Source organism: Stutzerimonas stutzeri, assembly GCF_038561965.1.
Taxonomy (GTDB): domain Bacteria; phylum Pseudomonadota; class Gammaproteobacteria; order Pseudomonadales; family Pseudomonadaceae; genus Stutzerimonas; species Stutzerimonas stutzeri_AA.
In genome coordinates this window covers 3,598,557-3,624,071 of the sequence record NZ_CP139348.1, presented here as the reverse complement: position 1 = coordinate 3,624,071, position 25,515 = coordinate 3,598,557, and the positions used below count along the sequence as shown (strand labels likewise).

The following is a 25,515-nucleotide window of genomic DNA, read 5'->3' as shown; positions in this document are numbered from 1 at the left end:
GCTGGTTGCCTGCCAGGTGGGGCCGCTCTAGGATACGGCGCAGGTTTTCTGGAGAGACTCGATGTTCAAGCCGCATAGATTGTCCATGTTGATCGCTGCCGCCGTGCTGGCGGGCTGTCAGGCTGTCAATACCACCAGCGGCGGTGCCGTGGGTGTCGAACGCAAGCAGTACATGTTCAGCATGCTGTCGACCGACCAGGTCAACCAGATGTATGCGCAGTCCTATCAGGAAACGCTCAGCAAGGCTGCGAGCCAGGGCGTGCTGAAGAAAGACACCGCGACCGCCAAGCGGATCAACGGCATAGCCCAGCGGCTGATCGCCAAGGTGCCGGTGTTCCGTCCGGATGCGGCGCAATGGGCCTGGGAAGTTAACGTCATCGACAGCCCCGAGCTCAACGCCAACTGCGGCCCGGGCGGCAAGATCATTTTCTACACCGGGCTGATCGAGAAGCTGAAGCTGACCGACGACGAAATCGCGGCGGTGATGGGCCATGAGATTGCGCACGCGCTACGCGAGCACGGGCGCGAGGCGATGTCCAAGGCTTATGGCGTGCAGATGGCCACACAGCTGGGTTCGGCCATGGGCGTAGGCACAGGCGGCCTGCAAATGGCGAATATGGGCGTCGAATATCTGATGACCCTGCCCAACAGCCGTGGCAATGAGAACGAGGCGGATCTGATCGGCCTGGAACTGGCGGCACGCGCCGGTTACAACCCGAATGCTGCAATTACGCTGTGGGAAAAGATGGGCGGCGCAGGTGGCTCGGCGCCGCCAGAGTTCATGAGCACGCACCCGTCGTCCACGACCCGCACTGCGGCGCTCAAGGCGAATATTCCGAAAGTGATGCCGCTGTACGAGCAGGCCCGAAGCGGCCGCTGAGCAATGCCGTGTCGCCGTCCGCTCAGGCCGGCGACAGCAGCGTTGAAAGAGGTGTTTCGATACCCAGTTGCTGATGCACGCCCTCGAGGTCGATGAGCGTATGGATTTCCTCGATGTCCCCGGCGGGGCTGAGGGTCCAGACACTCACCACGGCAATCGCGAGAATCTTGTCGGTAATCGAGTAGCCGAATAACGGTGTGGCCAGCGTGCCCATCACGGTGCTTGAGGTGACTACTTTGTGTCCCTCGCAGATGCACTCATCCACCACCACTTCCAGATCCGGCATGGCCGCACGCACGTTACGCACGAGTTCGGCGAAGCCTGCGCTGTTCAGCGGCTGGCCAATGAGTGAGCCTTTGTAGGCGAAGTATTTGCTCTGCATCTGTTCGGAGAGGGCCAGCCGGCCCTTGTTCCAGCTCAGATCGATATGGTTGCAGACTCGTTTCTTGCGTCCATCCGCTGACATGCAGCCTATTCTCCTCGGGGCGCTGATGGTGCGCTGCGGTAGCGCACTCTATCAGCTCCCCGAATACGCAGATTTGCGCTGCGTATCAGCCTGAGACAATAGTGCTCATGGTCAGCGCCTGATAACCGGCGTAAAGCGCCAGGATCGCGAAGCCGGCTGCTGCGACACGCCGGATCAGCGTCAACGGCAGCCGATCGGCCGCGAAATGGCTGGCCAGGACGACCGGTACGTTGGCGAGCAGCATGCCGACCGTGGTGCCGAGGATGACCAGCACGAAGTCCGGATACTGCGCAGCGAGCATCACAGTGGCGACCTGGGTCTTGTCACCCATTTCGGCAATGAAGAAGGCGACGGTGGTGGCAACGAAGGGTCCATACCCGCGACCCAGCTTGGCATCGTCGTCATCCAGTTTGTCCGGCACCAGTGTCCACAGCGCGACCGCGGCGAAACTCGCGGCCAGCACCCAGCTCAGTACCACCGGCGAGACCATGCTCGAGACCCAGCTGCCAAGCGCGCCGGCAGCGGCATGGTTGGCCAGGGTTGCGACGACGATACCCCAGATGATCGGCCACGGCCGGCGATAGCGCGCCGCCAGCAGCAGTGCGAGCAGCTGCGTCTTATCGCCAATTTCCGCGAGAGCAACGATCAGGGTAGGGACGAAAAACGATTCCAAGCGGCATTCCTTTAGGGCGGGTCGACAGATTCACCATGACATGCGCAGCCTGCCCGCCCGGGTCAGGTGTACATGTCATGGGTCTTGTCAAACCTGGCCTGGCGTATCGTTACGCGCTGGCCGGTCGCATGCGCCATGGTCTGCGGACCAAGTATGTTGACGCATGCCGGACGAGCAGGGCGCTCGTCGGAGACTACTCCCCCAAGGACGGCGGCGAGTTTGCCGCAACCGGCCGGCTGGTGCAACCGCCGGTCGCACGCCTCAAGGACGCACGGCGCGGTAGATACGAAATCCGTTGCGCTCGACGATGCTCTGGCAGGCGCCGAGGTGTTGCTCGATCAGAGGCGGATAGCGGAGAAACGCGTTGGCTACCAAACGTAGCTCGCCACCGCTCAGCAGGTGTTCGGCGGCTCGCTCGATTAGCGTCTCGCTTGCCTGGTAGTGGGTGTGCACGCCTTGGTGGAATGGTGGGTTGCTGACAATTGCCGCCAACTGGCGTGGTGCGGCGTCGATGCCATCGCCAGCAATCACTTCGCCTTCGAGCCCATTGGCGGCAAGCGTCCGGCGACTGCTTTCGACGGCAAAGGCGTCGACGTCCAGCAGCACCAGCTCGCTTTGCGGGTAACGGCGCTTGAGCGTGGCACCGAGAATGCCAGCGCCGCAGCCGAAATCGAGTACGCGGCCACCGGGTAGATTATCGAGGTGCTCGAGTAGCAGCGAGCTGCCGACGTCCAGTCGACCATGGCTGAATACGCCTGGCAGGCTGATCACCTGCAGCGGTCCGTCTTCCAGCTCCAGCGTGAAATGGTGAGCCAGTGCATCGAGCTCCGGCGCGGCCGGCGCCTTTTCAATCTCGACCTGCCACAGCTGGCAGTGGCGGGCGCTGTCGAGTTTGCGGGCTCGGCCGAGGCTGCTCAGTTGTTTCGCGGCACGCTCGACGCCTGCACGTTTTTCCCCGACCAGATACAGCGGGCGGCCTTCGAGACGCGCAGCCAGCGCCTGCAGTAGGTAGTCGGTCAGTTCGCGGGATTTCGGCAGGAACAGCACGGCGGCGTCGAAATCGCCGCGCGGCGGGGCGACGCCGAAGCTGCAGCGCCCGCTGAAGCGCTTATCCAGCAGTTGTTGATCGCCGGCATGCCAGCTCCAGCCGACGGCGCCCTGTAGCTGGCCCAGCAGGTCGTCAGCAGGCAGCCCGGCCAGCAGCAGCCGGCCTTGAAACAGCTCGGCGTGACGCAGCAGTACTTCGCTTCGAGGGTCCATGAGCGTCTCCCTGAAAAAGTCGGCGAGCTTAGGGCCCTGGACCTCTGCTCGCAAGCTCAGGGCAGCGGCATGGCTGCCCTGAGTCGCTTCGCTCAGTTGACCTGGCGCAGCGGGGCGCCGGCAAAGAAGGCCGTGGCATTCTCGGCCAGCTGGACAACGATGCGCTGACGCGCTTCGCGGCTGCCCCAGGCGCTGTGCGGGGTGATGATCAGCCGCGGCAGATCAGGCGCCAGCAGGGGGTTATCGTCCCGTGGCGGCTCGCTGGTCAGCACGTCAGTGGCAGCACCACCCAGGTGACCGCGGCGCAGGGCATCGGCCAATGCCTGTTCGTCGACCAGACCGCCCCGCGCGGCGTTGATCAGAAAGGCGGTTGGTTTCATCAGCTGCAGCTCGCGCTCGCCAATGAGGTTGCGCGTCTGCTCCGTCAGTGGGCAATGCAGCGTGAGCGCGTCCACCTGTGGCAGCAGGTCGTCCAGGTCCAGACGCTCCGGGCGCTTCGGCCGGCCCGGCAGATTGCCGACCAGCACGCGCATGCCGAATGCTTCCGCCAGCCTGGCTACGGCGCTGCCGAGTTCGCCGTGGCCGAGCAGGCCGAGGGTCTTGCCCTCCAGCTCGACGATGGGAAAGTCCAGCAGGCAGAACTGTCCGCTTTCCTGCCAGCGCCCACGGGCGACGGCGGCCTGGTAATCGGGTAATCGCGTAGCCAGCGCCAGCAGCAGCATCAATGTGTGCTGGGCGACGGTGGGTGTGCCGTAGGCCTGGCAGTTGCTGACCACGATGCCTCGCTCGCGAGCGGCCTGCAGGTCGATGTTGTTGACACCGGTGGCCGAGACCAGGATGAGCTTCAGCTCGGGGCAGGCGGCCAGGGTTTCGGCCGTGAGGGAGACCTTGTTGACGATTGCGACCTTGGCGCCCTGCAAGCGCTCGACGATCTGGTCGGTTGTGCTTTGCTCATGGCAGACGAGTTCGCTGAAAGCGTTCCGCAATGGGTCGAGGTCGAGATCGCCTTGTTCGAGGGGAGAGAGGTCGAGAAAAACGGCGCGATTGGGCATCAACTGTACCTTTTCGAAGAAGCTGGAGCTGGCCGACAATGTGGCCCGGCGTAATGAGGAGAGCGGATTGTGTATTGGATGGAATTTATGACCGTGGCGCTGGTGCATCTACTCGCAGTGGCGAGCCCCGGACCGGATTTTGCGGTGGTGGTGCGCGAAAGCGTGACCCAAGGCCGACGTGTCGGAAGCTGGACTGCCTTGGGTGTCGGCTGCGGGATATTCGTCCATGTCGCCTATTCCCTGCTCGGCATTGGCCTGATCGTCTCGCAGTCGATTGTGCTGTTCAACCTATTCAAGTGGCTGGCGGCCGGCTATCTGCTCTATCTCGGCTGGCGGGCGCTGCGAGCGCGGCCCATGAGCCTAGATGTGACGGGTGAGGAGAATGCGCGTGCGCAACGTTCGGCGTGGCAGGCGTTTGTTGTCGGTTTCGTCACCAATGGCCTGAATCCCAAGGCCACGCTGTTCTTCCTTTCGCTATTCACCGTCGTGATCAGCCCCGATACACCGCTGCTGGTGCAGGCCGGCTACGGCGTCTATCTCGCCGGCGCCACCGCGCTGTGGTTCCTGCTGGTGGCTTGGTTGTTCAGCCGAGGCCGCGTGCGCGCTGGCTTTGCGCGGATGGGCCATTGGTTTGATCGGTTGACCGGCGCGGTGCTGATCGGCCTCGGTGTGCGTCTGGCGGTGAGCGAGATCGGTTAAAGCCTGTAACGAGCCACGGGGGAAAATAATCCTTTGGACTGATTTTGCATGGAGTCGGACGCTCTAGAGTGCAGCTTACAACTCCAACAAGAACAGGATGGCCCCATGCTGCAGACCCGTGTGATCAAGCCCGCGGCAAACGCCTATCAGTATCCTCTGCTGATCAAGCGCCTGCTGTTGTCCGGTGTGCGCTACGAGCGCAATCGCGAAATCGTCTACCGCGACCAGCTGCGTTACGACTACCGCACCCTCAACCAGCGTGTGGCCCGGTTGGCCAACGTGCTGATCGATGCTGGCGTCAAGGCGGGCGATACCGTGGCGGTGATGGATTGGGACAGCCATCGCTATCTCGAATGCATGTTCGCCATTCCGATGATTGGCGCTGTGGTGCACACCATTAACGTGCGGCTCTCGCCGGATCAGATCCTCTACACGATGAACCACGCCGACGACCGCTTTGTGCTGGTCAATAGCGAGTTCGTGCCGCTGTACCAGGCGATCGCCGGCCAGCTGACCACTGTGCAGAAGACGCTGCTGCTCACCGATGGCGCCGAACACGATGTCGGCCTGCCAGATTGCATTGGGGAATACGAAAGCCTGCTGGCCGCGGCCGCCCCGAGCTATGACTTTCCCGATTTCGACGAGGACTCGGTCGCCACGACGTTCTACACCACCGGTACGACCGGCAACCCCAAGGGCGTGTACTTCACCCATCGCCAGCTGGTGCTGCACACCCTGGCGGCGGCCGTCACCGTCGGTTGCCGGGAAAATCCGCAGCTGATGGGCTCGGGCGACGTCTATATGCCGATTACGCCAATGTTCCATGTGCACGCCTGGGGCCTGCCTTACGTCGCCACCATGCTCGGGCTCAAGCAGGTTTATCCAGGGCGTTACGATCCTGAGTACCTGATCGATCTGTGGCGGCGTGAGCAGGTGACGTTTTCCCATTGCGTGCCGACCATCGTGCAGATGCTGCTCAACGCCAAGGCGGCGCAAGGTACGGATTTCAATGGCTGGAAGATCACCATCGGCGGCAGTGCTCTGACCCGCGGACTGTACGATCAGGCCAAGGCCTCCGGCATGAACCTGATCGCCGCTTATGGCATGTCTGAGACTTGCCCGCTGATCTCCGGTGCCCACATCAACGACGAGTTGCTGGAGGCCGACGAGGACACCCGCAGCACATTCCATCTCAAGGCCGGCGTCCCGGTGGTACTGGTAGATGCGGCCATCCAGGCCGCTGATGGCAGCTTTCTCCCGGCAGACGGTACGTCACAGGGCGAACTGGTATTGCGTGCGCCCTGGCTGACCCAGGGCTATTACAACGAGCCGGAGAAAAGCGAAGAGCTGTGGGCCGGCGGTTGGCTGCACACAGGCGACGTCGCGGTGATCGACGAGATGGCCAATATCGAGATCCGCGACCGCATCAAAGACGTTATCAAGACCGGTGGTGAATGGTTGTCGTCGTTGACCCTCGAAGGATTGATCAGCCGTCACGAGGCGGTGCGCGACGTAGCGGTTGTCGGTGTGCCGGACGAGCGCTGGGGCGAGCGGCCGTTAGCCCTGGTGGTGCTGGCCGAGGGTTGCGAGCTGAACGCCGACCAGCTACGGACCTTCCTCGAGCCGGCGGTGGCGGAAGGGCATCTCAACAAATGGGCGATCCCGCAGCAGATCGCCGTGGTTTCGGAAATCCCCAAGACCAGCGTTGGCAAGCTGGACAAGAAGCGCATCCGTAGCGAGATCGCCCGTTGGCAGGACGAAGGCGATACCCAGCAGACCTCGACCAGCTGAGCGGCTCTCACTGCTCCAGCGCTCGGCGGGCCGTAGGTGGCTCCGCCGGGTGTCCAGTGTTTGCCGCTGGCCCGAGCAGTTCCAGCTCGCGCTGGGCGTAAATCCGGACCACATCGGATCAGCCATAGGTCATCAGCCAATGTCACAATCGGCAACCGCTGCGCGTTGGCGCAGCAAGACACTGCCGAAACAGAGGACCTCATGGCCGTCATTCCCTCGCTGCTGATCCGCGAAACCTTTCCCGTCGGGCCTTTGCAGTGCAACTGTACGATCATTGGCGACCCCGTGAGCAAGAAGGCCATCGTGGTCGATCCGGGCGGTGATCCTGAACTGATCATGGCGCGACTGGATGCCAAAGGCCTGAAAGTGGTCAGCATCATCCATACCCATGCGCATCTGGATCACTTCTTGGCCTCTGGGGCGATGAAGGAGAAGACTGGCGCCACGCTCCATCTGCACAAGGCCGATCAGTTCCTCTGGGACAACCTTGAAATGCAGTGCCGCATGTTTGGCGTGCCTTACGCGCCGGTCCCCGCCCCGGATCAATGGCTCGCCGATGATGAAGAGCTCGCTTGTGGCTGCGGTGTGGCGTTGCACACACCGGGGCATACTCCCGGCTCGATGAGCTTCTGGTTCGCCGATGCCAAACTGCTGATCGCCGGCGATACCTTGTTCCGTCGCGGAATCGGGCGCACGGATCTGTGGGGCGGCGACTACGCCAGCATCGAGCGTTCCATCAAGCAGCGGCTCTATTCACTCGACGAAGATGCCACCGTGGTCACTGGCCATGGCCCGGACACCCGGCTGGGTGACGAAATGCGTGATAATCCGTTCGTGCGCGCCTGATTTGCCGCGCCGTTGGACGGGATCTGTTGCACCGTTCCTACCCTGCGTGGTGGTCGATGGTAATCTTGCGCCGCATTCAGGGCTGCGCTCGCAAGGGCTAGGGTCTGCCCTGGTAACTGACGAGAAAAGGAAGTAACTATGAAAATGCTGAACATGACCGCTCTGGCTGCGGGCGTCGCCCTGCTGGTCGGTTGCACCACCAATCCGTATACCGGCGAGCAGCAGGCTGGTAAAGCGGGTGTTTATGGCGGTATTGGTGCCGTCAGTGGGGCGGTCATCGGCGCTGCAACGTCGAGCAAGAAGGATCGCACCAAGGGCGCGTTGATCGGTGCTGCGGTTGGCGGTGCTGCTGGCGGCGGCTATGGCTATTACGTCGACACTCAGGAAGCCAAGCTGCGCCAGACCCTGCAAGGCACTGGCGTTCAGGTGCAGCGCAACGGTGACAACCTGACGCTGATCATGCCCGGCAATATCACCTTTGCCAGCAACTCGGCAGATATCTCCAGCAGCTTCTACCCGACGCTGAATTCCCTGGTGCAGGTGTTCAAGGAGTTCAACAAGAACGGCGTGGATATCGTTGGCCATACCGATAGCACCGGATCGCTGCAGCTGAACCAGGATCTGTCCAACCGTCGCGCGCAGAGCGTGGCCTCTTACCTGGCTTCCAACGGCGTAGCTCCTGCCCGGATTTCCTCGTACGGCGCGGGCCCTAGCCAACCGATCGCCAGCAACGACACCACGTCTGGCCGCGCGCAAAACCGTCGCGTCGAGATCAATCTGCGTCCGTTGTAATCGCGAAAATAGGTTGCAGGGCTGCAATGGCCCTGCAACTGTCGAAATACCGACGTCATTAATTCGTTTCTGCTGCCTCCCATGGAACCTCTCTGCACTATTCGAATCTGAATTCGATAGCACGCCAGTAGTGGCACAGAGGAGGTCGAATGGATGATCGTCCCGCTCTCCATTCCCGCAGGTCCTGGTTGCCATTATTGGTCGCGCTGGCCCTTATGGCGGGGCTTGGTGGATGGATTGGCTGGCAATGGCACGTCCAGGAGCAGCGCAGTAAGGTCGAGCAGGAGCAGCGCTTTACCTTCGCCGTCGATGATATCGAACACACCCTTCGAGAGCGGATGCGTGCCTATGAAATGGTGCTGCGTGGGCTTGCCGGCGTCGTCGCGGGTAGCGACGAGGTCAAGGTAGACGATTGGGCGCGAGCCGCTGACCAGTTGCAGCTGCAAGACTTCTATCCAGGCATCCAGGCCGTTGCGCTAGCACGCCATGCGACTCCCGAAACCCTGACCGGCATGATCAACCAGATTCGCAGTGCGGGGCGCGAACGCTTTCGCATGTACCCGCTGGGGGAGCGGGAAGAGTACGTTGTGACCGACTACATACACCCGACTGATTGGCGAAATCGGCGGGTGCTCGGTTTTGACCTGTTCAGCGAGGAAACCCGCCGTGAGGCAATCATCAGTGCGCGTGACAGCGGTAATCCAGTGCTCACCGGTCCACTGCGACTCAAGCAGGAGACCGAGCAAAACGTTCAGGTCGGCGTACTGCTGTTCTTTCCTTTCTATGCTGCGGCAGCCCCGGTAACCACCGAGGAAGAGCGCCAGCGCGCCTTCGTCGGAACGCTGCACGGTGCCTTTCGCCTGACCGACCTGATGGAAGGCATCCTCGGTTCTCGAAGTCGGATGCTACAGCTGCAGCTCTTCGACGCTGCCAGTCCGGACTCGCCGTTGTTGGCTGGGCGTGCGCCGGTCAGCGTCGACGCCAAGTTTCAGCGCATACGCAATATCTACATGTACGGTCGCAGCTGGCAGCTCCAGGTCGCGAGCACGCCGGAATACGAGGCCGTTCTGCGTGACAATAACCGAGCATTCAGCCTCGCGGCTGCGCTTACCGCTGCGGCTTTATTCTCCCTGTTGATAGGCGGCTATCTCTACCTGCGTGAGCGCGCACTACGTAATAGCCAGGCACTCAGCCTGCAGCTACAGGAGCGAGAGGCGCGCTTTCGCCAGTTGATCGAGCAGCTGCCTGTGGCGACCGTGCTATGCAATTCCGGCGGGCGCATCGAGCTGGCCAACCAGAGTGCCGGACAGCTGTTGGGCAGCAGCCCGGATATGCTGGCCGGAGAACGGGTGAGCCGCTACGTGCCGGGGGTGCTCGGTGAACAAGTCCTCAGGCAGCTGCGCGAGACCAGCCAGCTCGAATTGCAGGCTCAGCGAGAGGACGGCCGGCCGACACCGGTGGCGGTCAGCCTGACCAGTTTCAGCCACGACGATACGCTGTACTACGTGCTGAACCTGCTCGACTTGCAGGCGCGCAAGCGCGACGAGGAACGCTTTCGAAATGTCGTCGAGGCGTCGCCCAACGCATTCGTTCTGGTGGATTTCAACGGTGACATCGTGATCGTCAACCGCCAGACCGAGCTGCTGTTCGGCTACAGCCGACAGGAGCTGCTCGGACAACCGGTTGAGATATTGCTGCCCGAGGCGCTGCGTGAAGCCCATCGCGGCCTGCGTCAGGGTTACGCCGAGCATCCCGAGCCGCGACGTATGGGCAGCAATCGAGAACTGTTTGGCCGGCACCGCGATGGCAGCGCGCTGCCGGTGGAGATCGGCCTGTCGCCCTTGCGTAGTGGCGACGAGCACCTGGTGCAGGCAGTGATCATTGATATCAGCCATCGCAAGGCCGCGGAGCGGCGTTTGCGCGAGCAGGCCGATCAGCTCGCCGTCGCCAATCGCTACAAGTCGGAATTTCTCGCCAACATGTCTCATGAGCTACGCACCCCGCTCAACAGCATTCTGATTCTCAGTGATCAGCTGCGGCAGAACGGAGCGGGCAACCTCAACGACAAGCAGGTTCGGCACGCCGACATCATTCATCGCGCAGGCCATGAATTGCTGGAGCTGATCAACGACGTGCTGGATCTGGCCAAGATCGAGTCTGGCCGTATGCAGCTCAAGCTGGAACCGTTGAATCTGCGCGAGCTTCTGACAGAGCTGGATGCCTCGCTCAGGCCGATGGCCGAGAAGAATGGGTTGGCGTTGACGATCAATGTCGAGGTGAACGTGCCGCTGGTGCTCAGCTCGGATCGGGCGCGTCTGCAACAGATTCTCAGCAACTTACTCACCAATGCGCTGAAGTTCACTGAGAAAGGACAGGTTGAGCTGATCGTGAGTTATCCGCCCGTCGAGGAAGGGGCCGGCCAGACGCTGCAGCTGCAGGTGCGCGACAGCGGTATTGGCATCGCCAAGGATCAGCACGAACGGATATTCCAGGCCTTCCAGCAGATCGATGGTTCTATCAGTCGGCACTACGGTGGGACTGGGCTGGGGCTGGCGATCACCCGTCAATTGGTGGAGGTGCTGGGCGGTCAGGTGAGCGTGGATAGCGAATTGGGGCAGGGTGCGACGTTTACCGTTGTGTTGCCGGTTGCAACGGTATCGGGCGAGCCAGCGCAGTCGCTGCTGCCGCCGCAGCCGCATCGAAGAGGTCGCGGGCCGGGCCTGCTGATCATCGAGGACGATGCGGACTTCGCCTCGGTGGTGGCCGAGGTCGGAGAGAGTCATGGCTTCACCAGCCTGATCTGCAGTACCGGCGAGCAGGGGCTCGAGGCGTTGCGGCGTGAGCATTTTGCCGCCGTGATCCTGGATATTCTGCTGCCGGATATCAGCGGCTGGCAGCTGCATCGTGAGTTGCGTGGCGACGAACGCCACCAGGGTATGCCGGTGCTGATCATTTCTTGTGTGCCACAACCGCATGACTGGCACGACGACGGTTCGCGTTATCTGGTCAAGCCGGTGGCGCAGGCCGAGTTGGAGCGCATCTTCATCGAGCTGGCACGCCATGACCACAACCCGCTGCGTCTACTGCTGGTGGAAACGGATCCGCGGCGACGCGTGCTGATCCGAGATTACTTCGAGCGGCTCGGCTATAGCGTCACGCTTGCCGCGACGGGCGAGGCCGCCAGCCTGGCCTATGCGGAGCAGCCGTTTCCGGTACTGGTGATCGACCACGAACTGCAGGATGGCAGCGGGCTCGATTTGCTCGATGCCCTTGAACGATTGCGATCGCTACGCGGCGTTACGGTGCTGCTGAACAGCCGAGAGCCGCTGACCGAGGCCGAACTGCAACGGCTACGCCGGTATTCGGCTGTGGCCCTTTCCAAGGAGGAAGATGTGGAACGCATGGGAACCTTGCTGCGGCCCGGACCTGCCGGGACGTCGCCGAGTCCGGCTGCTTCGTTGCAGCTGGCCAAGCCTGGCCAGCGAGTGCTGCTGGTCGATGAGGACGTACGGCTGATCTACACGCTTACCGCCCAACTCGACGAGTTGGGCCTGCAGGTCGTTCCGACCACCAATGCCGACGAGGCCATCGAGCGTTTCGAGGAGGATGCCTTCGATCTGGTACTGCTGGACATGAACCAGCTGGGGGCGGATGGTCCTGATTTGGCTCAGCGGCTTAAGCAGGGGCATGACTGCCAGGTGCCAATCATTGCGTTAGTGGTTGCGGCCGATGGCGAGGTGCGGGAACGCTGCGTCGCTGCAGGCGCGGACGATGTATTGGCCAAACCGGTGGAAGCGGCGGCGTTGCTGGCGCTGTTAAAGCACTGGCTGGGCCTCGGCACGGGTGCGGCTGATGCGCAAGAGGAGTGAGTGGCTAGTGCGTGGTGAACATTGCGGTGATGAAGTAATGATCAATCGGTTCGCGTGGTGTGTGCCTGCACCGGGAGGCGCCGATTGCCGGCAGCTGGGCAATGATTGGCTTGGAGATCGGCGATGACGCAAACGCAGCTCAAGGCCAAGCCGCGTAGCCGTACGCTGCTGGTGGTGGATGATCGCGAAGCCAATCTGGTGGCGATGGAGGCGTTGCTGGGTGACGGCGACTGGCAGGTGCATACGGTCAACTCAGGCGAAGCCGCGCTCAAGGCGCTGCTGGAGCTGGACGTGGAACTCGTGCTGCTGGACGTTCAGATGCCCGGCATGGATGGTTTCGAGGTTGCACGGTTGATGCGCGGCAGCCCGCATACGCGCTATACGCCGATTATCTTCGTTTCGGCGATCGCCCATACCCGCGATTCGGTGCTGCGAGGCTACGCCACTGGGGCGGTGGACTTTATCCTCAAGCCGTTCGACCCTCAGGTGCTTAAGCACAAGATCAATACTTTGCTCGCCCATGAGCACAATCGCCGCGACCTGCAATTGCTCACCCAGCAATTGGACAGCGCTCGTGCGTTCAACGCCTCGGTGCTAAGCAATGCGGCCGAGGGCATTCTGGTGGTCGCCGAGGATGGCTACATCAGCTTCGCCAATCCGGCGATCGCCGGCATGTTGCATACCCGGGTCGAGGACCTGCAGGGCACGCCGCTGCTGTCGCATCTCGCCGCGCCGGACATGCCGGCCAATTGGCACGAGTCGGACTTCTATCGCTACTGGCGCAGCGGCTCGACCTATCGCCTGCACGAGGCGCAGCTGCATACCGCCACCGGCACGCCGTTGCCGGTGGCATTGTCCAGTTCGCCGTTGCCTCGCCAGCAGCGCTCCATGGTGGTGATCGCTCTGGACATGTCGGTGGTGCGCAACCTGCACGTGCAACTGGAGACACAGGCGGTCACCGACTCGCTGACCGGCCTGCTGAACCGCCGTGGTTTCCATCAGGCGCTGGAATCGTCGCTGGCGCGTGTCGATCGCAACGGCAAGCGCATGGCGATCCTCTATATCGACCTGGACGGTTTCAAACGCATCAACGATTCCCTCGGGCACGATGCGGGTGATGAGATTCTGTGTAAGGTCGCGCGCCTGCTGGAAACCTGCATGCGCCCCTACGACATCATTGCGCGCATGGGCGGTGACGAATTCACGGCACTGCTCGATTCTCTGGACCACCCCGAAGACGCGGCGCGGGTGGCGGAGAAGCTGATCGAGCTGATATCGGTACGGCACAAGATCGACGGTACCGAAGTGACACTCGGTGCGAGTATCGGCATCGCGCATTTTCCCGACTGTGGCGTCAGTGTCGATCAGCTGCTGCGCTCGGCGGACATGGCCATGTATGAGGCCAAGCGGGCGGGGCGGCGTCAGTATCGCTTCTTCTCCAGCGACATGAACGAGCGGGCACATGCACGGCTGATGATGGAGGAGAACCTGCGCAGCGCCACTGATCGCAATGATTTCGAGCTGCTCTATCAGCCGCAGATCATGCTTGCGACCGGCAGGCTCAGGGGGTTCGAGGGGTTGCTGCGCTGGCCGCAGGGCGAGGCCGGTGAGAACCAGCCTAATAACTTCATCCCATTGCTGGAGGAAACCCGGCTGATCGAGCGGGTTGGCGACTGGGTCCTGCGCGAAGGAATGAACCAGTATTGCCAATGGCTGCCTTCATTCGGCAGCGACCTGATTCTCAGCCTGAACGTCAGCCCCGTGCAGTTCAGCCGCGCCGGCCTGTTCGATTCGCTCCGTCGATTGCTCGATGAATATCAGATCAACCCGGCGCAGCTGGAGCTGGAAGTCACCGAGGGTACGCTGATGCAGGACCTTGAGCAGAGCTGCGAAAAGCTTCGTCAGCTGCGCAAGCTCGGCGTGCGAGTGGCCATCGATGACTTCGGCACAGGCTACTCATCGCTGGCCTATCTGCGGCATTTCGAGCTGGATACGCTGAAGATCGACCGATTGTTCATCGCCAACATGATGGATTACCCGCGTGATGCAGCGGTCGTCAGCACCATCATCGATCTGGGTCGCAACCTCAATCTGGAGGTGGTAGCCGAAGGGGTGGAAACCTCGGCTCAGCGCGATTGGCTGGTGCAGAACGGCTGCGATGTCATGCAGGGGTTCCTTGTCTCGCCAGCGGTAACCGCCGAGCAGGCCCGCGCGTTTCCTACTCAGATCACCTGGGATTCGCTCTGAGCGCTCATCGCTCAAGGCTGCACTGGGAATTCCCGGTGCAGCTGGGCTAACTGCCCATCCTTCTCGGTCCACAGCCCGTTGACCCATTGCTGGAAGGCCAGCCGGTACGGCTCGTCCTGATCGTAATTTCTGCCAAGAAATTCGCTGGGAATCGGCTGCGCCTCGATTCGCACCACTACCCGATGAATATTACCGGCCAGCAGGTCCCAGAAGCTGGGGCGGCCGTTGGGGTAGTGGATGGTGACATTGACCAGCGCCGTCAGTTGTTCGCCCATGGCATCAATGACGAAGGCGATGCCGCCAGCCCTCGGCTTGAGCAGGTAGCGGTAGGGTGACGCCTGTTCGGTGTGCTTGTCCTCGGTGAAGCGCGTGCCCTCGAGGAAGTTGAATACCGACACCGGGTTGGTCCGGTAACGCTCGCAAGCCTTGCGCGTAGTCGCCAGGTCTTCGCCGCGCTTCTCGGGGTACTTGGCCAGGTACTCCTTGCTGAAGCGTTTCATGAACGGAAACTCCAGCGCCCACCAGCACAGGCCGATCACCGGGACCCATATCAGCTCCTGCTTGAGGAAGAACTTGAGGAACGGCATCCGCCGGTTGAGCTGGTATTGCAGCACGAGGATGTCGGCCCAGCTCTGGTGATTGCTGGTGACCAGATACGAATGATGCATGTCGACCTGCTCGAGCCCCTGCACATCCCATTCAATCGGGTGAACCAGATCCATCCAGAAACTGTTGACCGCGATCCAAGACTCGGCAAGCCAATGCATGCCGAAGCGCAATCTGCGCTGTATGGCCGGAATGGGAAGCAGCAGCTTGAGTAGGGACAGGGCGAACAGCGGCCAGCACCAGAACAGGGTGTTGAGCGCCAAAAACAAGCCGGCAAAAGTGCCGCGCAGTGGGGCGGGGAGGAAGCTCAGCATGAATTTCTCGACGATACGGCTAATTCGAGGCGCCAAGAGTAGCGATTGCGCGCCGAACTGCAACCATCGGCAGAGGGAAGAGCGTGACGCCGCCGGCCAGAAGGCCTGGCGGCGTCATGCAGATCAGGCCGTTAGGCCTTCTGGTTGGCGGCCTGCAGTGCGGTCAGCGCGATGGTGAAGACGATATCGTCAACCAGGGCACCGCGGGACAGGTCGTTGACCGGTTTGGCCAGGCCTTGCAGCATCGGGCCGACGCTGAGGCAGTTGGCATTGCGCTGCACCGCCTTGTAGGTCGTGTTGCCTGTATTCAGGTCGGGGAAGATGAACACGGTGGCTTGCCCGGCGACCTTGCTGTTTGGTGCCTTCTGCTTGCCGACGCTGAGCACAGAGGCGGCGTCGTACTGCAGCGGACCGTCGATCGGCAGCTCAGGCGCGCGGCCTTGGGCGATGCGGGTGGCTTCGGCGACTTTTTCCACTTCCGCACCGCTGCCGGAGCTGCCGGTGGAGTAGCTGATCATTGCCACGCGCGGATTGACGCCCAGGGCCACGGCGGATTCGGCGCTTTGCAGTGCGATCTCGGCGAGCTCGGTCGCATTCGGGTTGGGGTTCACGGCACAGTCGCCATAAACCAGTACCTGGTCCGGCAACAACATGAAGAACACCGACGACACCAGGCTGTAGCCCGGCGCGGTCTTGATCAACTGCAGAGCCGGGCGGATGGTATTGGCTGTGGTGTGCACCGCGCCTGATACCAGGCCGTCCACTTCGTCCAACGCGAGCATCATGGTGCCCAGCACGACCGTATCCTTCAGCTGTTCACGGGCATCGTCCGGCGTCAGTCCCTTGGCCTTGCGCATCTCGCACATCGGCTCGACGTAGCGATTGGCGATGCTGTCCGGATCGAGGATCTCCAGGCTGGCCGGCAGGATGATGCCCTGCTCGCGAGCGATCTGCTGCACTTCTTCCGGCTTGGCCAGTAGCACGCAGCGAGCAATGCCTCGCTCCTGGCAGATTGCGGCGGCGCGGATGGTGCGCGGCTCGTTGCCTTCCGGCAGCACGATACGCTTGTCGGCATTCTGGGCACGCTTGACCAACTGGTAGCGGAACGCTGCTGGCGACATGCGCAATTCCCCGCGCGGCACGCTGTAACGCGAGTGCAGGAACTCGGGATGCAGGTGCTTGGCGATGAAGTCGGTAACCCGCGTGGCACGCTCGATGTCGTCCGCCGGGGTTTCCTTGTTCAGGCCGAACAGGTTGTTCGCCGTGTCGTAGGAGTTGGTCTCCACGGTCATAACCGGCAAGCCGCCATCCAGCGCGGCCTTGCACAGCTCGAGAATACGAGGGTCCGGTGCGAAGTCACTGCACAGCAGCAGGCCGGCGAGCTTCTCGCCATTCAGTGAGGCCAGGCTAGCCGCAAGGATGATGTCGTCGCGGTCGCCCGGAGTCACCACAAGAACGCCAGATTGCAGCAGTTGCACCGTGTTCGGAACGGCGCGCGCGCACAGCACGATCTTGTTGACGCGGCGCTGGTCGGCTTCGCCGGCGTTCAGCACCTGCGCGCCCAGTAGTTCGGCGATATCACGGGTGCGCAGTGCGTTGAGTTCTTCGGAGAACGGAATCGCGCCGAGCAGCTGAAATTCAGGGCTGCCAAGCAGTGGCAGGTGCTGCTTCAGGCTGTCGAGGAAAGCCGGCAGGCCTTCGTCGGTCTTGACCTTGTTGAGGATGACGCCGAGTACCTTGGGGTCCTTGGCGCCACCGTAGAGCTGCGCCTGGATCTCGATACGTTCGGCCAGGCGCTTGAGGCTGTCGCTGCCCTGAGCGCCAATGAGGATGACTTCAGCGTCCAGGCTCTTGGCCAGCTGGGTATTGATGCGCTGGGTGTAATTGGATTCCCGGGTGGGCACCATGCCTTCGACGACGACCACGTCCTTGCCGACCGCGACCTGCTGGTAGTGACTGATTACGTCTTCGAGCAGCAGATCGATCTCGCCATCGGCGAGCTGGCGTTCCACCTGTTCCAGCGGCAGGGGCTCAGGCGAAGTGAGGTTCAGGGTGCGCTCGACCAGAATGCAGGAGCGCTCTCGGCCTTGATCAACGGGGAAAGGTTGGGCGATCGGCTTGAAGAAGCCGACCTTCAGCCCGGCGTTTTCCAGCGCACGGATCAGGCCGAGGCTGATGGAATTGAGGCCGCCGCCGAAACCGGTAGGGGCGAGGAAGATTGTATGCATGGCATCTCCTTGATGGCAGGGTGCTCGGGGAACGGTGCTGGGCGCCGGCTAGGCTAGGGCACTTGTGCCGGGGCGGGAACTGCCTGATTGCCGCGGCGCTCATGCGCAAAGACCCGACTGCCAGAGGCTGTCGGGTCTTGGGATCGCTGCGTGCTGCCGGTGTCAGGCGTCCAGCAGGGCCAGCGTGTCGAGGGCGATCTGACGCTCCTCGTTGGTTGGCACCACCATGACACGTGGGCTGCCTTCGCTTTGAATCTCGCCCGCGACACCACGGGTGCAACGTGCGTTGGCTTCAGCGTCGAGCTTGAAGCCGAACAGCTTGAGATGGTCCAGGGTCCGCTCACGTACGGCTGAGGAGTTCTCACCAATACCACCGGTGAATACCAGGCCGTCCAGCTGCGGCAAGGCGCAGGCCATGGCTGACAGCGACTTGGCCAGGCGGTAGCAGAACACCTCGAAAGCCAGCACGGCGCCCGGATGACCAGCCTGGCGGGCTTCGGCCAGGGTGCGCATGTCGTTGGACAGACCAGACAGGCCCTTCAAGCCGCTTTCCTTGTTGAGCATGTTGTCGATCTTGGGCAGGTCCCAGCCCAGCGTCTTGTTCAGGAAGTTGTGCAGGCTCGGATCGACGTCACCGCTGCGGGTACCCATCACCAGGCCTTCGAGGGGCGTCAGGCCCATGCTGGTGTCGCGGCTTTCGCCATTGACTACCGCGCAGGTGGAACAGCCATTACCCAGGTGCGCGACCAGCCAGCTGCTGCTTTCAGGCGCAACGCCAGCCAGTTCGGCAGCGCGGTTGCTGACGTAGCGGTGGCTGGTGCCGTGGAAACCGTAGCGACGTACGCCGTGCTCTTTATAGAGCACTTCCGGTAGGGCGTAGCGGTAGGCATGTTCGGGCATGCTCTGGTGGAAGGCGGTATCGAACACACCCACCTGCGGCAGCTCCGGGAACAGGTTGATCGCAGCATGGATGCCGCTCAGGTTCGCCGGGTTGTGCAGCGGTGCCAGCTGAATGTTGGCTTCGATGCCGGCCAGGGTTTCGTCATTGAGCAGCGAAGATGCGAAGAATTTTTCTCCGCCATGGACTACACGGTGGCCGATGCCGTCCAGATGGCCGCCAGCGGCTTCTTCCACGCGAGGCAGTATCTGGGCCAGAGCAGCCTGATGATCGGCGTCGGGCACCCTGACGCTTTCTTTGCCAGCGGCGCTCTCGAAGTGGATGACGGCTTCCGGACTGCCGATGCATTCAGCCAGGCCTTGGAGCGGGAAGGTCGCTTGCGCTTCGTTGACCAGAGCGAACTTGATCGACGAGCTGCCACAGTTAATCACCAGGATGTTACGAGCCGACATCGGTGCTCCTTGGTTCTCTAATGTTATTGAAATGGGTGCCAAAGATACTTTTCGGCGATTCTTGCACATCAGCTGCGAAAGCGATGCCATCCAAAGGTTGTAGTCACATATTCGTTGGCACTACACAGCAAACAAGCGCGACGAACGGCACGGGGCCGTTCATCCAAGGCTGGTTCGCATTCGGCGCGGGGGATGGTTAAACTTCCATATCCATTCTCTCAAGCGAAGGTTCTGCCCATGCTGATTGCCGCTAACAAGGCTGTCTCCATCGACTACACACTCACCAACGACGCCGGTGAGGTGATCGACAGCTCGGCCGGCGGCGCGCCGCTGGTCTACCTGCACGGTGCAGGTAACATCATCCCGGGCCTGGAAAAGGCTCTCGAGGGCAAGCAGGGCGGCGATCAGCTCCAGGTTGCCATCGAGCCTCAGGACGCTTACGGCGAATACAGCCCCGAGCTGGTTGCTACCCTCAATCGCGCCATGTTCGAAGGCGTCGACGAGCTGGAAGTAGGCATGCAGTTCCATGCCTCCGGTCCTGACGGCGGCATGCAGATCGTTACCATCCGCGACGTGGAAGGTGATGACGTGATCGTCGATGGCAACCATCCGCTGGCCGGCCAGCGTCTGAACTTCGACGTCAAGGTCGTAGACGTGCGTGAAGCCAGCGAAGAAGAAGTGGCCCACGGTCACGTTCATGGCGAAGGTGGCCACCACCACTGATCCGGATCGCCGTTTAGGCGTCCGCACGCACAGCGGCAGGAACGGCTGCTGTGCCGATCGAAAGAAGAGCGCTCCGGTCGTCTGCCGGGGCGTTTTTTTCGTTAGGAGAGATGACATGAGCGCATTCCACCAATTGGTGTTGCCAGGCCTGGGCGGTGAAGAATTGCCGCTGGCGCAGCTCGGCGATCAGATCACGCTGGTGGTCAATGTCGCCTCGCAGTGCGGGCTGACGCCGCAATACGCCGGCCTCGAGCGGCTGCAGCAGCAGTACGGTGCCCGCGGGTTCAGCGTGCTGGGCATACCGTGCAACCAGTTCGCTGCGCAGGAGCCGGGCAGTGACGAGGAGATCCGCTCGTTCTGCACCCTCAACTACGGCGTCAGCTTTCCGCTGAGTGGCAAGCTCGAGGTGAACGGTCCTCAGCGGCATCCGCTGTATCGGTTGCTCGCAGGCGAGGGCGCTGATTTTCCGGGCGACATCACCTGGAACTTCGAGAAATTTCTGGTCGGCAAGGATGGCCGCGTGCTGGCTCGGTTTTCGCCGCGCACCGCACCTGATGACGCCGCCCTGATTCAGGCGATCGAAAGCGCTCTGGCCTGACCTGCAAGACCGCGACCGCAGATGCGGTCGTATCTTTTCTCTCCGCGTTAGCGTTCTCTCATCGTCGCCGTGGTTGCCACTGAATAAGCGGGATGGATGATGCTGTGCCGGCGAGACGACCGGTCATATCCTCAGCGCATGACCAATCCTGCACGCAACGACAAGCGCGACCTGATCCTCTCCCGAGGCGCTCAGGTAATGACCCGCCGTGGCTATCACGGCACCGGTGTACAGGAGATCGTCCATGCGGCCGGTATCCCGAAGGGTTCGTTCTATCACTACTTCAGCAGCAAAGAAGATTTTGCCCTGCAAGCGCTGGATTACATCTACGCCCCCCGACTGGAGCGCTACCAGGCCGCACTGAGCGAATGTGCAATCGGCCCGCGGCAGCGTGTGCTCGACTACTACGCCGATCTCGTTGCGCACTTCGCCCGCAAGGATAAGCCCGAATACCACTGCTTCATCGGCAGCCTGAGTTTCGAGATGGCCGAGCTGTGCCCACCCATTGCGCATCGGCTCAGCGAGATACTGGCGCAATCCGTCGAGTTGCTTGCTGCCTGCCTGGAGCAGGCGCGCAGCGTTGGCGAGATCGCCTCGTGCTGCGATTGTCCGACGCTGGCGGAATTCATAAGCGACGCCTGGGAAGGTGCTCTGCTGCGCATGAAAGTAAGCGGCGGCGTTGCCCCGCTGCAGGTGTTTTACCAGCAGCTCGAGCGCTTATTGGCGCCGGCTACAGAAAATCCGCCGGGGCGTGAGCACCCGGTTACCTTGATCAATGCCACAGGAGTCGATTCATGACCGCCAGCGTACAAGCCTTGTTCCAGCCCTTCGAACTGGGCGCCCTCCGTTTGCCGACCCGTGTGGTCATGGCGCCCATGACCCGTTCGTTCTCGCCCAACGGCGTGCCCACCGCCGATGTGGTTGAGTACTACCGCCGTCGCGCGGCCTCCGGGGTCGGCTTGATCATCACCGAAGGCACCACTGTCGGCCACGTGGCAGCCAACGGTTATCCCCACGTGCCGCGCTTCTACGGTGAAGATGCGCTGGCTGGCTGGAAGGCTGTGGTTGAAGCGGTGCATACCGCCGGCGGCAAGATCGTTCCGCAGCTGTGGCACGTCGGCAATGTACGCCGCAAGGGCACCGAGCCGGAGCCGGACGTAGTCGGCTACGGCCCAATGGAGAAGCAGAAGGACGGGCAGGTCGTTGTGCACGGCATGACCAAGCAGGACATCGACGATGTGGTTCAGGCCTTTGCTCAGGCCGCACGCGATGCCCAGGCGATCGGCATGGACGGTGTAGAGATTCATGGTGCCCACGGCTACCTGGTCGACCAGTTCTTCTGGGAAGGCAGCAACCAGCGCACCGACGAGTACGGCGGTAGCCTCGCCAACCGCTCGCGCTTCGCCGTCGAATTGATCCGGGCCGTGCGCGCGGCGGTGGGACCTGAGTTCCCGATCATCTTCCGTTTCTCGCAGTGGAAGCAGCAGGACTACACCGCGCGCCTGGTGCAGTCGGCCGAAGAGCTTGGTGAGTTCCTGGCGCCGTTGGCGGAAGCCGGAGTGGACATCTTTCACTGCTCGACACGCCGCTTCTGGGAGCCTGAGTTCGAAGGCTCGGACCTCAACCTCGCCGGCTGGACCCGTCAGCTAACAGGCAAGCCGACCATAACCGTCGGCAGCGTCGGCCTGGACGGTGAATTCCTGCAGTTCATGGTCAAGACCGACAAGGTGGCGCAACCGGCCAATATCGAAGGCTTGCTGGAGCGTTTGAACAAGCAGGAGTTCGACCTGGTGGCCGTAGGCCGCGCGCTGATCTGCGATCCGGATTGGGCGGTTAAGGTCAGGGAAGGGCGGATGCAGGACATTCTGCCCTTTAGTCGCGAGGCGTTGAAGACACTGGCGTAGTGGCGTTGGGCAGCAGAGAGCGTTCCTGATTTCCCAGTCCTGATTCTCATCGTTGCCCACGTTTTGCCAGCTGGCTGCGTTGATGCCGAGCTGGCTGCCGTAAAGGGCCATTCATGCCTTTACGAACTCTCACCGCCCCCTGCGGCTCGCCCTTGCGTAACGATTGCGCTGGCTTGCCGAAGGGGCGTTGGAATCATAAAGAGAGAATGGCTCGATCGGGCGTTGGAAGCCGAGGCATCAGCACAGGCGGCAAGCGCCCCGATCGACAAGGTGCAAGGCTCAAAGCACATGGCAGCAACACCGATTGTTTTAATCCGGAATCAAAAGCTTTAATCCGCCACCGGTAGCGCTGCATGCCACTGCAAGGCTCAACCTTGCCGATCGAGCTGCCGATTCGGGCCGCCTTCGCGAACCCAGAACAGCGTGGCACCGGCTACCGCCGCCGGCATGATCAACAGGTTCAACACCGGCACCAGCAAGGCCGCATAGGTCACTGCACCAAAACTCAGGCTCTGCCAGCGGCGCTGGCGCAGCCAGCCCATCATGTCCGACCAGCTCAGCTTGTTGTTATCCGCCGGGTAGTCGATGTATTGCACCGCCATCATCCACACGCCGAACAGCAGCCATAGCGGCGCGGCAGCAAGATTAAGCACGGGGATGAACGAGAGCACCAGCAACGCCAGGGCACGCGGCGCGAAGTAGGCCAGTTTGCGTAGTTCGCGACCAATCGTGCGCGGCAGCATCGCCAGCAGCTCGGCCCAGCTGAACGGCGGCGCAGCATCTTCGCCGCGTACCACCACCTCGACCTTCTCCGCCAGAAAGCCGTTGAATGGCGCCGCAATGATGTTGGCCAGCATGGTGAAGGTGAAGAACACCATCAGCACGACCAGCGCGACGAACAATGGCCAGAGAATGTATTCCAGGAAGGCGAGCCAACTCGGCAGGTTGGGCATGAAGGTGTCGACCCAGCCGCTGAATTGGCCGACTGCAAACCAGATCAGGCCGAAGAACAGCAGCACGTTGACCGTCAGCGGAAGGATTACGAACACACGCAGCCCAGGGCTGAGTACCAGCCGCAGGCCTTCGCGCAGATACTGCGGGCCGGAGAGGGCGGATACGGACATTGACGTCTCCTGTAAGCGAGTGAGTGGTCGACGGGATGGCGCGGCGGGATAGTCGATGACTATGGGACGTATGCAGAACCTGAATTATCCGCAGCGGCGGCGGATGGCTAAGGTGGCGCTCAATGGTTTTCGGGTCATCCGCTCCTTTCAGCCTTCCCCAAGTGCTTGGGATGACCCTTTTTATCCCCAGAAGCCGGGCCATGCCCGGCTCTGTCCCGCAGAGCAATAGAGCGCTATTGCTTGCGTGTGATCGGCTGCGAATCGAAATGCACGCCGGGTAGGCCGGTTTCCATCAGCGAGCGGATGTTGCGGTGATCGCTGCCGTTCGGATTGGCCAGTACCGCTTGATAATGCTCGCCGAACGCCAGCAGCGCTTCTTCGGTGGTGAATCCTTCTAGCTGCGATAGACCGAGGGTCTTGCAAGAGCCTTCGTTCTCGCCAGCCGCGTTTTCCAGCGTGCCGTTGACGAAGCGGCTCGGCTGATAGTCGTAAGCGCTCTCGATGAAGGCGAGGGTTTCGCTGAATGCATGGTTGCTATTGCGCAGGCTGGCGCGGAAGTCCTTCAGGTCTTTCATTCTTTCTGTGCCTTGTCGAAAGTGGCCTGCTGCTCGGCAGTCGCTTCCTTTTGATAACGTTTCTTCCATTCGCTGTATGGCATGCCATACACCTCCTCGCGGGCTTGGTCGATGCTGACTTCGACCTCCAGATCATCCGCAGCGGCCTTGTACCACTTCGACAGGCAATTGCGGCAGAAGCCGGCGAGGTTCATCAGGTCGATATTCTGGGCATCGGGGCGGGTGCGCAGGTGCTGGACCAGGCGACGGAAGGCGGCGGCTTCCAGTTCGGTGCGTTCTTGATCGTTCATCTCGTGGGTCTCGGCGTTGGCTGAGGTCGGCCGGATCATAACCTTGGCTCGCCCGGCCGGCCAGCCTTGCGCAGGGTCAATCTCGATGGGCTGCCAGCGTGATCGATACCGACTCGGCAAAGCGCAGCGCATGGGGTTTGTCGACTTCCACCTCGGCGTAGCACACCTGCGGATAGCGCATGACCAAGTCGAGAATCTCCTGGGTCAGCCGCTCGAGCAGGGCGAAGCGATTGTCTTCGACGTGCTGGATGATCGCCTTGGTGATGGTGCGGTAGTTCAATGCCTGTTCAATGTCGTTTTCGCGCACGGCCTCCGCGGCCGGGTAGAGCATCGTCAGGTTGATCAGCACGTCCTGGCGATTGAGGATTTCCTCCTCCTTGATGCCGATATAGGTGCGCAGCCGCAGGTCCTTGACGCGGATGCGCGCCATTGCGGGTTCCAGTCTGGGCATGGGATCTCCTTGCAGTCTTCAGATCAGGTGGCGGCCGCCGTTCACGGTCAGTGTGGTGCCGGTGACGTAGGGGTTATCGAGCAGGTAGCGCAGGCTCTGGTAGATCACTTCGGCGCCGGGTTCGATGCCCAGTGCGGATTTGGCCAGCGCCTTGCTGCGGTATTCGGGGTCGTCGTCCGGGTTGAACTGGATCAGCGCGGGCGCGATGCCGTTGACCTTGATGGCCGGCGCCAAGCTAGCGGCAAAGGACAGTGTGAGGTTATCCAGGCCCGCCTTGCTCGCCGCGTAGGCGATGTGCTTCTTGCTGCCTTTGCGGGTGACATCATCGCCGATGTGCACGATGTCCGCCGGCCCGCCGTGACGCAGCAGATCGGCGCAGTGCAGGTTGATCAGGTAAGGGGCGAGCATGTGCACCTGGAACAGTTGGCGGAACGCCTCTGCCTCCTCCCCGGGCGTATCAGGGCGCCATTCGGAGGCGTTGTGCACGATCGCCCGCAGGCAGTCGGTCCGCTGCTTTAGAGCATTGATGAAGGTCATGATGCCGGCTTCGTCGCTGAAATCCGCCTGCAACGCCTGGGCACCAAGGGCGCGAAGCCGGTCGATGCTGTCGCGTTCGCGGCGGTAGGTGACGATAACCGGGAGGCCGTCTTCCAGCAGCCGTTCGGCACAGTGCAGGCCGATTCGCTGGCTGGCTCCGGTGATGAGAATCGGGGCCTGATGCATGTAAATCCACTGCCTGAAATGGGCGGACGGCCTGCGCTCTGAGGCTGTCGCTAC

General features: G+C 61.9%; 23 protein-coding genes and 1 riboswitch. Of the genes, 11 read left to right on the top strand and 12 right to left on the bottom strand.

Annotated features, from left to right (window positions below; all coding sequences use genetic code 11):
- The first annotated feature begins 61 nt into the window (after positions 1 to 61).
- Positions 62 to 880, top strand: a complete 819-nt coding sequence (locus SM130_RS16640; protein WP_102824955.1) for a M48 family metallopeptidase — start codon at positions 62 to 64, stop codon at positions 878 to 880.
- A 22-nt stretch (positions 881 to 902) separates the two neighbouring features.
- On the opposite strand, the gene SM130_RS16635 is transcribed toward SM130_RS16640, so the two are convergent.
- The 4 genes from SM130_RS16635 to SM130_RS16620 form a co-directional block, all read right to left on the bottom strand.
- Entirely contained in the window at positions 903 to 1,346 is a 444-nt protein-coding gene (locus SM130_RS16635) for an ester cyclase (protein ID WP_102824956.1), read from the bottom strand.
- Positions 1,347 to 1,431: 85 nt separating this feature from the next.
- Positions 1,432 to 2,019, bottom strand: coding sequence for a TMEM165/GDT1 family protein (locus SM130_RS16630; protein WP_102824957.1), 588 nt, complete (start codon positions 2,017 to 2,019; stop codon positions 1,432 to 1,434).
- Between the two features lie 90 nt (positions 2,020 to 2,109).
- Positions 2,110 to 2,226: riboswitch (yybP-ykoY riboswitch) on the bottom strand.
- A 54-nt stretch (positions 2,227 to 2,280) separates the two neighbouring features.
- Positions 2,281 to 3,279, bottom strand: coding sequence for a class I SAM-dependent methyltransferase (locus SM130_RS16625; RefSeq protein WP_102824958.1), 999 nt, complete (start codon positions 3,277 to 3,279; stop codon positions 2,281 to 2,283).
- A gap of 92 nt (positions 3,280 to 3,371) precedes the next feature.
- Positions 3,372 to 4,331, bottom strand: coding sequence for a 2-hydroxyacid dehydrogenase (locus SM130_RS16620; protein ID WP_102825412.1), 960 nt, complete (start codon positions 4,329 to 4,331; stop codon positions 3,372 to 3,374).
- A gap of 69 nt (positions 4,332 to 4,400) precedes the next feature.
- Here SM130_RS16620 and SM130_RS16615 point away from each other — a divergent pair, with 69 nt between their 5' ends.
- The 6 genes from SM130_RS16615 (at position 4,401) to SM130_RS16590 (ending at position 14,575) form a co-directional block, all read left to right on the top strand.
- The gene (locus tag SM130_RS16615) at positions 4,401 to 5,030 is read left to right on the top strand and encodes a LysE family translocator (protein WP_102824959.1); all 630 of its coding nucleotides are present in this window, start codon (positions 4,401 to 4,403) and stop codon (positions 5,028 to 5,030) included.
- A gap of 105 nt (positions 5,031 to 5,135) precedes the next feature.
- Positions 5,136 to 6,821, top strand: a complete 1,686-nt coding sequence (locus tag SM130_RS16610) for a fatty acid--CoA ligase (RefSeq protein ID WP_102824960.1) — start codon at positions 5,136 to 5,138, stop codon at positions 6,819 to 6,821.
- 201 nt (positions 6,822 to 7,022) lie between these two features.
- Complete coding sequence (locus SM130_RS16605) at positions 7,023 to 7,667, top strand: MBL fold metallo-hydrolase (protein ID WP_102824961.1); 645 nt, start codon at positions 7,023 to 7,025, stop codon at positions 7,665 to 7,667.
- 138 nt (positions 7,668 to 7,805) lie between these two features.
- Entirely contained in the window at positions 7,806 to 8,459 is a 654-nt protein-coding gene (locus tag SM130_RS16600; RefSeq protein WP_102824962.1) for an OmpA family protein, read from the top strand.
- A gap of 149 nt (positions 8,460 to 8,608) precedes the next feature.
- Entirely contained in the window at positions 8,609 to 12,328 is a 3,720-nt protein-coding gene (locus SM130_RS16595) for a CHASE domain-containing protein (RefSeq protein ID WP_102824963.1), read from the top strand.
- 123 nt (positions 12,329 to 12,451) lie between these two features.
- The gene (locus SM130_RS16590; RefSeq protein ID WP_102824964.1) at positions 12,452 to 14,575 is read left to right on the top strand and encodes a two-component system response regulator; all 2,124 of its coding nucleotides are present in this window, start codon (positions 12,452 to 12,454) and stop codon (positions 14,573 to 14,575) included.
- Positions 14,576 to 14,586: 11 nt separating this feature from the next.
- Here the strand turns inward: SM130_RS16590 and SM130_RS16585 are convergent, their stop codons facing one another.
- The 3 genes from SM130_RS16585 to SM130_RS16575 all read right to left on the bottom strand — a co-directional run bounded on the left by SM130_RS16585 (position 14,587) and on the right by SM130_RS16575 (position 19,073).
- Positions 14,587 to 15,495 carry an acyltransferase gene (locus SM130_RS16585; protein ID WP_102824965.1) on the bottom strand — a complete coding sequence of 303 codons (909 nt, stop codon included), beginning with the start codon at positions 15,493 to 15,495 and terminating at the stop codon, positions 14,587 to 14,589.
- 131 nt (positions 15,496 to 15,626) lie between these two features.
- Positions 15,627 to 17,723, bottom strand: a complete 2,097-nt coding sequence (pta, locus tag SM130_RS16580; RefSeq protein ID WP_102824966.1) for a phosphate acetyltransferase — start codon at positions 17,721 to 17,723, stop codon at positions 15,627 to 15,629.
- 162 nt (positions 17,724 to 17,885) lie between these two features.
- Complete coding sequence (locus tag SM130_RS16575; protein ID WP_102824967.1) at positions 17,886 to 19,073, bottom strand: acetate kinase; 1,188 nt, start codon at positions 19,071 to 19,073, stop codon at positions 17,886 to 17,888.
- 237 nt (positions 19,074 to 19,310) lie between these two features.
- Between SM130_RS16575 and SM130_RS16570 the strand changes: the two genes are divergently transcribed.
- From SM130_RS16570 to SM130_RS16555, 4 genes are all read left to right on the top strand, one after another.
- Positions 19,311 to 19,796 (top strand): FKBP-type peptidyl-prolyl cis-trans isomerase, encoded by a 486-nt coding sequence (locus SM130_RS16570; RefSeq protein WP_102824968.1) that lies wholly within the window; start codon positions 19,311 to 19,313, stop codon positions 19,794 to 19,796.
- 115 nt (positions 19,797 to 19,911) lie between these two features.
- Positions 19,912 to 20,394, top strand: a complete 483-nt coding sequence (locus SM130_RS16565) for a glutathione peroxidase (protein WP_102824969.1) — start codon at positions 19,912 to 19,914, stop codon at positions 20,392 to 20,394.
- Positions 20,395 to 20,532: 138 nt separating this feature from the next.
- The gene (locus SM130_RS16560; RefSeq protein WP_102824970.1) at positions 20,533 to 21,192 is read left to right on the top strand and encodes a TetR/AcrR family transcriptional regulator; all 660 of its coding nucleotides are present in this window, start codon (positions 20,533 to 20,535) and stop codon (positions 21,190 to 21,192) included.
- The gene (locus tag SM130_RS16555; protein ID WP_102824971.1) at positions 21,189 to 22,298 is read left to right on the top strand and encodes an NADH:flavin oxidoreductase; all 1,110 of its coding nucleotides are present in this window, start codon (positions 21,189 to 21,191) and stop codon (positions 22,296 to 22,298) included. The genes SM130_RS16560 and SM130_RS16555 overlap by 4 nt, the downstream gene beginning before the upstream one ends.
- 368 nt (positions 22,299 to 22,666) lie before the next feature.
- On the opposite strand, the gene cysZ is transcribed toward SM130_RS16555, so the two are convergent.
- The 5 genes from cysZ to folM form a co-directional block, all read right to left on the bottom strand.
- The gene (cysZ, locus tag SM130_RS16550; protein ID WP_102824972.1) at positions 22,667 to 23,422 is read right to left on the bottom strand and encodes a sulfate transporter CysZ; all 756 of its coding nucleotides are present in this window, start codon (positions 23,420 to 23,422) and stop codon (positions 22,667 to 22,669) included.
- A 233-nt stretch (positions 23,423 to 23,655) separates the two neighbouring features.
- Positions 23,656 to 23,997, bottom strand: coding sequence for a HopJ type III effector protein (locus tag SM130_RS16545; RefSeq protein ID WP_102824973.1), 342 nt, complete (start codon positions 23,995 to 23,997; stop codon positions 23,656 to 23,658).
- On the bottom strand, positions 23,994 to 24,287 hold the full coding sequence (locus tag SM130_RS16540) for a DUF1244 domain-containing protein (protein WP_102825413.1): 294 nt from the start codon (positions 24,285 to 24,287) through the stop codon (positions 23,994 to 23,996). The genes SM130_RS16545 and SM130_RS16540 overlap by 4 nt, the downstream gene beginning before the upstream one ends.
- 76 nt (positions 24,288 to 24,363) lie before the next feature.
- Complete coding sequence (gene folX, locus SM130_RS16535) at positions 24,364 to 24,738, bottom strand: dihydroneopterin triphosphate 2'-epimerase (protein WP_102824974.1); 375 nt, start codon at positions 24,736 to 24,738, stop codon at positions 24,364 to 24,366.
- 18 nt (positions 24,739 to 24,756) lie between these two features.
- Positions 24,757 to 25,461 (bottom strand): dihydromonapterin reductase, encoded by a 705-nt coding sequence (gene folM / locus SM130_RS16530; RefSeq protein WP_102824975.1) that lies wholly within the window; start codon positions 25,459 to 25,461, stop codon positions 24,757 to 24,759.
- Positions 25,462 to 25,515 lie beyond the last annotated feature (54 nt).

Excerpts from the sequence above, each read along its gene's own strand:
- SM130_RS16585 (WP_102824965.1), bottom strand. The coding sequence starts at position 15,495 with ATGCTGAGCTTCCTCCCCGCCCCACTGCGCGGCACTTTTGCCGGCTTG.
- SM130_RS16570 (WP_102824968.1), top strand. The coding sequence starts at position 19,311 with ATGCTGATTGCCGCTAACAAGGCTGTCTCCATCGACTACACACTCACC.
- SM130_RS16595 (WP_102824963.1), top strand. The coding sequence starts at position 8,609 with ATGGATGATCGTCCCGCTCTCCATTCCCGCAGGTCCTGGTTGCCATTA.
- SM130_RS16620 (WP_102825412.1), bottom strand. The coding sequence starts at position 4,331 with ATGCCCAATCGCGCCGTTTTTCTCGACCTCTCTCCCCTCGAACAAGGC.
- SM130_RS16640 (WP_102824955.1), top strand. The coding sequence starts at position 62 with ATGTTCAAGCCGCATAGATTGTCCATGTTGATCGCTGCCGCCGTGCTG.
- SM130_RS16600 (WP_102824962.1), top strand. The coding sequence starts at position 7,806 with ATGAAAATGCTGAACATGACCGCTCTGGCTGCGGGCGTCGCCCTGCTG.
- SM130_RS16635 (WP_102824956.1), bottom strand. The coding sequence starts at position 1,346 with ATGTCAGCGGATGGACGCAAGAAACGAGTCTGCAACCATATCGATCTG.
- cysZ (WP_102824972.1), bottom strand. The coding sequence starts at position 23,422 with ATGTCCGTATCCGCCCTCTCCGGCCCGCAGTATCTGCGCGAAGGCCTG.
- SM130_RS16575 (WP_102824967.1), bottom strand. The coding sequence starts at position 19,073 with ATGTCGGCTCGTAACATCCTGGTGATTAACTGTGGCAGCTCGTCGATC.
- folX (WP_102824974.1), bottom strand. The coding sequence starts at position 24,738 with ATGCCCAGACTGGAACCCGCAATGGCGCGCATCCGCGTCAAGGACCTG.
- SM130_RS16590 (WP_102824964.1), top strand. The coding sequence starts at position 12,452 with ATGACGCAAACGCAGCTCAAGGCCAAGCCGCGTAGCCGTACGCTGCTG.
- SM130_RS16555 (WP_102824971.1), top strand. The coding sequence starts at position 21,189 with ATGACCGCCAGCGTACAAGCCTTGTTCCAGCCCTTCGAACTGGGCGCC.
- SM130_RS16540 (WP_102825413.1), bottom strand. The coding sequence starts at position 24,287 with ATGAACGATCAAGAACGCACCGAACTGGAAGCCGCCGCCTTCCGTCGC.
- folM (WP_102824975.1), bottom strand. The coding sequence starts at position 25,461 with ATGCATCAGGCCCCGATTCTCATCACCGGAGCCAGCCAGCGAATCGGC.
- SM130_RS16610 (WP_102824960.1), top strand. The coding sequence starts at position 5,136 with ATGCTGCAGACCCGTGTGATCAAGCCCGCGGCAAACGCCTATCAGTAT.
- SM130_RS16565 (WP_102824969.1), top strand. The coding sequence starts at position 19,912 with ATGAGCGCATTCCACCAATTGGTGTTGCCAGGCCTGGGCGGTGAAGAA.
- SM130_RS16625 (WP_102824958.1), bottom strand. The coding sequence starts at position 3,279 with ATGGACCCTCGAAGCGAAGTACTGCTGCGTCACGCCGAGCTGTTTCAA.
- SM130_RS16560 (WP_102824970.1), top strand. The coding sequence starts at position 20,533 with ATGACCAATCCTGCACGCAACGACAAGCGCGACCTGATCCTCTCCCGA.
- SM130_RS16605 (WP_102824961.1), top strand. The coding sequence starts at position 7,023 with ATGGCCGTCATTCCCTCGCTGCTGATCCGCGAAACCTTTCCCGTCGGG.
- SM130_RS16545 (WP_102824973.1), bottom strand. The coding sequence starts at position 23,997 with ATGAAAGACCTGAAGGACTTCCGCGCCAGCCTGCGCAATAGCAACCAT.
- pta (WP_102824966.1), bottom strand. The coding sequence starts at position 17,723 with ATGCATACAATCTTCCTCGCCCCTACCGGTTTCGGCGGCGGCCTCAAT.